The following is a 4,303-nucleotide window of genomic DNA, read 5'->3' on the forward strand; positions in this document are numbered from 1 at the left end:
GCCGCAGCGGCCCCGTCGGCGTCGGCGGCCGGATCGCCGCCCTGACCGGCCGCGGCTCCGCCACGGCCGCGGCGGGCGACGAGAAGCCCAAGACGGCGTTCTGGAAGGAGATCCTGCTCCTGGCCGGGGTCGCCATCCTGCTGACGGTCCTCATCCAGACCTTCCTCGCGAAGGTCTACGTCATCCCGTCGGGCTCGATGGAGACGACGCTGCACGGCTGCACCGGCTGCAACAACGACCGCGTGCTCGTCGACAAGGTCACCTACAACTTCACCGACATCACCCCGGGCGACATCGTCGTGTTCCGCGGCACCGACGGCTGGGCCAGCGAGACCTACAGCGGCGAGGGCAGCGAGAACCCGCTGCTCAAGGGTCTGCAGTCGCTCGGCTCGCTGGTCGGCATCGCCCCGCCCGACGAGAAGGACTTCGTCAAGCGGGTGATCGCCGTCGGCGGCCAGACCGTCTCCTGCTGCGACGCGCTGAACCAGGTAGTCGTCGACGGGCAGCCGCTGGAGGAGCCCTACATCTACTACCTGCCCGAGGCGGGCCCGGCCCGGCAGATCCCGTTCGGCCCGATCACGGTCCCCGAGGGCCAGTACTGGATGATGGGCGACTCGCGGAACAACTCCGCGGACTCCCGGGCGGCCGGGCACGGCCCCATCCCCGAGGCCAACATCATCGGCAAGGTCCGGCTGATCGTGCTGCCCTTCGACCGGTTCGGCTGGGTCAGCGCGGTCGACCCGCAGACCACCGCCGAGGCGGCCGGGCTCCCGGGGCTGCCCGGCGGGGTGCCGCTGGCGCTGGGCATCCTGGGGACCCTGCCGCTCGCGGCCGGCCGGCGACGGGCTCTGCTCGCCCGTGCCGAGGCCGAGCGTTTCCTGCCCGCGACGCGCCCCCCGCACGGGTGGCGCCGGAGAGCCTGACCGGGAGCACCGTGCCGGTTCCGCCCAGCCGCGCCCGTCCCACCGGACGGCCGCGTGCCCGCCGACGTCCCGTACGGGTCCTGCCCGACGGGCTGCGTCCGCCGCGCGCCGTCGTCCGCGACGGCGGCACCTGGACCCTGCAGACGGTCCTGCAGCGCCACGGGCTCGGCCCGGTCGCCGGCGTCGACGAGGCCGGTCGCGGTGCGAGTGCCGGACCGCTGGTCGTCGCCGCGGCGGTGCTGCGGCCCGCGGACGCGAAGGCCCTCGACGGGTTGACCGACTCCAAGCTGCTGACCCCGGCCGCCCGCGACCACTGGTACGACCGCATCCGCGCCCGGGCGCTGGACCACGCCGTCGTCGTGATCCCGGCGGCCGAGGTCGACCGCCGCGGGGTGCACGTGGCCAACATCGAGGGCATGCGCCGCGCGGTGGCCGCGCTGGGCGCGGTCCGGCCCGGCTACGTCCTGACCGACGGCTTCCCGGTCCGCGGCTTCGGCCGCCCCGCCCTCGCCGTGCCGAAGGGGGACCGGGTGGCGTCCTGCGTCGCGGCGGCGTCCGTGCTGGCCAAGGTCACCCGGGACCGCATCATGACCGCGCTCGACGCCGAGCACGACCGCTACGGCTTCGCCGTGCACAAGGGCTACAGCACCCCGGACCACGAGGCCGCGCTGCGCGCACACGGGCCTTGTCCGGAGCACCGGTTCTCCTTCGCGAACGTCGCCGCGGTGGCCGGGCGCGAGGTCCCGGCGGGGCTGGTCCACAATGGGGCACTCCCCGAGCAGGAACCCGACCCCGGAGACCCGGAGGACACGGTCGGGGCGTGGGAGCCGTTGGAGATCGTCACAGGAGGAGCGGGCCGGTGAGCGCCGAGGATCTCGAGAAGTACGAGACCGAGATGGAGCTCACGCTCTACAAGGAGTACCGCGACATCGTCGCCCAGTTCTCCTACGTCGTGGAGACGGAGCGTCGGTTCTACCTGGCCAACTCCGTCGACGTCGCCCCACGCAACGCCGACGGCGAGGTCTACTTCGAGGTCCGCATGTCCGACGCGTGGGTGTGGGACATGTACCGCCCGGCGCGGTTCGTCAAGAACGTGCGGGTGGTGACGTTCAAGGACGTCAACATCGAGGAGCTCGACACCCCTGACCTGCGGCTCCCCGACGACGACCAGTTCCCGGGCTGAGCGCGTAGCAGACCCCACCGACGGATCCGCCGCTCCGGCGGCGCGGCCGGCGGTGCCCGTCCCCAACCGGCGGATCCGTCCACAGCCGGCCGATCCACCCCCGCGGGCGGCCCATCCGGCCCGATCGTGGACCCATGGCAGCGAAGGACGAGCTCGGCCGTCGCGGTGAGGACACCGCCGCCGAGTACCTCGAGCGGGCACACGGGATGGTCGTGCTCAGCCGCAACTGGCGGTGCACGCACGGCGAGATCGACATCGTCGCGGTCGACCCGCAGCAACGGCTGGTGTTCTGCGAGGTCAAGACCCGTTCCGGGCTCCGGTACGGCGAGCCCGCCGAGGCGGTGACCCGCCGCAAGACACGCCGGATCCGGCTGCTGGCGAAGGCGTTCATGGCCGCCCACCGGGTGAGCTGGGTCGAGATCAGGTTCGACGTCGTGGCGGTCCTGATCCGGCCCGGCCGGCCGGTCACGCTCACCCACTACCCGGCGGCGTTCTGATGCGGCCCCCGGCACGAATCTGGTCGGTGGCGCTGCACGGCGTCGACGGCGTCCCCGTCGAGATCGAGGCGGTCATCGGCGGCGGGATGCCCGGGGTGCACCTCGTGGGCCTGCCCGACGCCGCCCTCAACGAGTCCAAGGACCGGGTCCGGTCCGCGATCGTGCACTCCGGCCGCACCTGGCCCAACGAGCGGATCGTGCTCGCCCTCTCCCCGGCGACCCTGCGCAAGACCGGCAGCCGGTTCGACCTCGCACTGGCCCTGGGTGTCCTCGTCGCCGCGGATGCGGTGCCACCCGACCGGCTGCGCGGCACCGCGCTGCTCGGCGAGCTCGCCCTCGACGGCAGGCTGCGACCGGTGCTCGGCGTGCTGCCCTGTCTACTCGCCGCGCGCGACGCCGGGATGGTCCGCGCCGTCGTGCCCCGTGCCGCGCTCGCCGAGGCCGCGCTGGTCGACGGGATCGAGGCGTTCGGTGCCGACAGCCTCGGCGACGTCCTGGACTGGGCGTCGGGCAACCGGCTGCTGCACCGGCACGACGGCGCGCAGGAGGCGGCCCGGGCCGTCGCGGCGCCCGAGCTGGCCGACGTGCTCGGCCAGCACGACGCCCGGCGGGCCCTGGAGATCGCCGCCGCCGGCGGGCACCACCTGCTGATGGTCGGCCCACCCGGCACCGGCAAGACGATGCTGGCCCAGCGCGTGGTGGGGCTGCTGCCCGAGCTCGATCGCGCCGAGGCGCTGCAGCTCGCCGCGATCCGCTCGGTGGCCGGCCGGCTCGGCGACAGCGGGGCACTCAGTACGTGTGCGCCGTTCGTGGCGCCGCACCACTCGGCGTCGACCGCGGCGCTGCTCGGCGGGGGCAGCGGCGTCGCCCGGCCCGGTGCGGTGTCGCTGGCCCACCGCGGGGTGCTCTTCCTCGACGAGTGCCCGCACTGGCCCGCCTCGGTCCTCGACGGGCTGCGCACCCCGCTGGAGGAGGGTGAGGTCCGGCTGTCCCGCGCCGACGGCACCGTGCGCTACCCGGCCCGGTTCCAGCTCGTCCTCGCGGCGAACCCGTGCCCGTGCGCACCGCCGATCGACCGCGACTGCACCTGCCGCCCCGACGTCCGCCGCCGCTACATGTCCCGGCTGTCCGGCCCGCTGCTCGACCGGGTCGACCTGCGGGTGGCGATGGAGCCGGTGACCGCGTTGCGGGTGACCGAGCAGCGGGGCGAGGACACCGCGACCGTCCGCCGCCGGGTGCTCGACGCCCGCGCCGCCGCCGTCGCGCGCTGGTCGGAGCACGGGTGGCGGTGCAACGCCGAGGTACCCGGCCCCGCCCTGCGGACCCGCTTCCCACTGCCCGCCCGGGTGATCGCACCGCTGGAGGCCCGGCTGCGGGCCGGGGATCTCAGCGCCCGCGGCGCGGACCGCGCGCTGCGGGTCGCGTGGACTCTCAGCGACCTCGCCGGGTCCGAACGGCCCGACCGAGGCCTGGTCGACGCGGCGCTGTACTTCCGCGAGCGGGGTGCCGCGTGAGCGCCCCGGTCCCGGCCGTCCGCGCGGGTACCGACGCCGGCACGGTGCCCGAGGAGGTCCTGCGCGCCCGCGCCTACCTGCTGCGCTGCGTCGAACCCCCGAACCGGCACCTCGTCGCCCTGGTCGACCGGTACGGGCCGGTCGAGGCGGCCGACCGGCTGCGTCGCGGAGCCGTCCCCGACGAGC

The 4,303-nt window shown here is 74.9% G+C and carries 5 protein-coding genes and 1 pseudogene; all 6 read left to right on the top strand.

What is annotated here, in order from left to right; all coding sequences use genetic code 11:
- On the top strand, positions 1-923 hold a 923-nt coding region (lepB, locus tag GTW08_RS04580; RefSeq protein ID WP_161151452.1), incomplete at its 5' end, for a signal peptidase I.
- Positions 924-1,015: 92 nt separating this feature from the next.
- Positions 1,016-1,786 (top strand): ribonuclease HII, encoded by a 771-nt coding sequence (locus GTW08_RS04585; RefSeq protein ID WP_083659125.1) that lies wholly within the window; start codon positions 1,016-1,018, stop codon positions 1,784-1,786.
- A complete protein-coding gene (locus tag GTW08_RS04590) occupies positions 1,783-2,106 on the top strand; it encodes a DUF2469 domain-containing protein (protein ID WP_020627284.1) in 324 nt (107 codons plus the stop codon). Before GTW08_RS04585 ends, GTW08_RS04590 begins: the two co-directional genes overlap by 4 nt.
- A gap of 134 nt (positions 2,107-2,240) precedes the next feature.
- Positions 2,241-2,603: a YraN family protein gene (locus GTW08_RS04595; protein WP_062401027.1), complete on the top strand. Its 363-nt coding sequence runs from the start codon at positions 2,241-2,243 to the stop codon at positions 2,601-2,603.
- The gene (locus tag GTW08_RS04600) at positions 2,603-4,117 is read left to right on the top strand and encodes a YifB family Mg chelatase-like AAA ATPase (RefSeq protein ID WP_073578173.1); all 1,515 of its coding nucleotides are present in this window, start codon (positions 2,603-2,605) and stop codon (positions 4,115-4,117) included. The genes GTW08_RS04595 and GTW08_RS04600 overlap by 1 nt, the downstream gene beginning before the upstream one ends.
- Positions 4,114-4,303, top strand: a pseudogene (locus tag GTW08_RS04605) (hypothetical protein); the annotation flags it as partial. The gene GTW08_RS04600 and the pseudogene GTW08_RS04605, both read left to right, overlap by 4 nt.

The sequence above is a fragment of the Pseudonocardia sp. SID8383 genome (assembly GCF_009864975.1).
Lineage (GTDB): Bacteria > Actinomycetota > Actinomycetes > Mycobacteriales > Pseudonocardiaceae > Pseudonocardia > Pseudonocardia alni.

Excerpts from the sequence above, each read along its gene's own strand:
- GTW08_RS04595 (WP_062401027.1), top strand. The coding sequence starts at position 2,241 with ATGGCAGCGAAGGACGAGCTCGGCCGTCGCGGTGAGGACACCGCCGCC.
- GTW08_RS04600 (WP_073578173.1), top strand. The coding sequence starts at position 2,603 with ATGCGGCCCCCGGCACGAATCTGGTCGGTGGCGCTGCACGGCGTCGAC.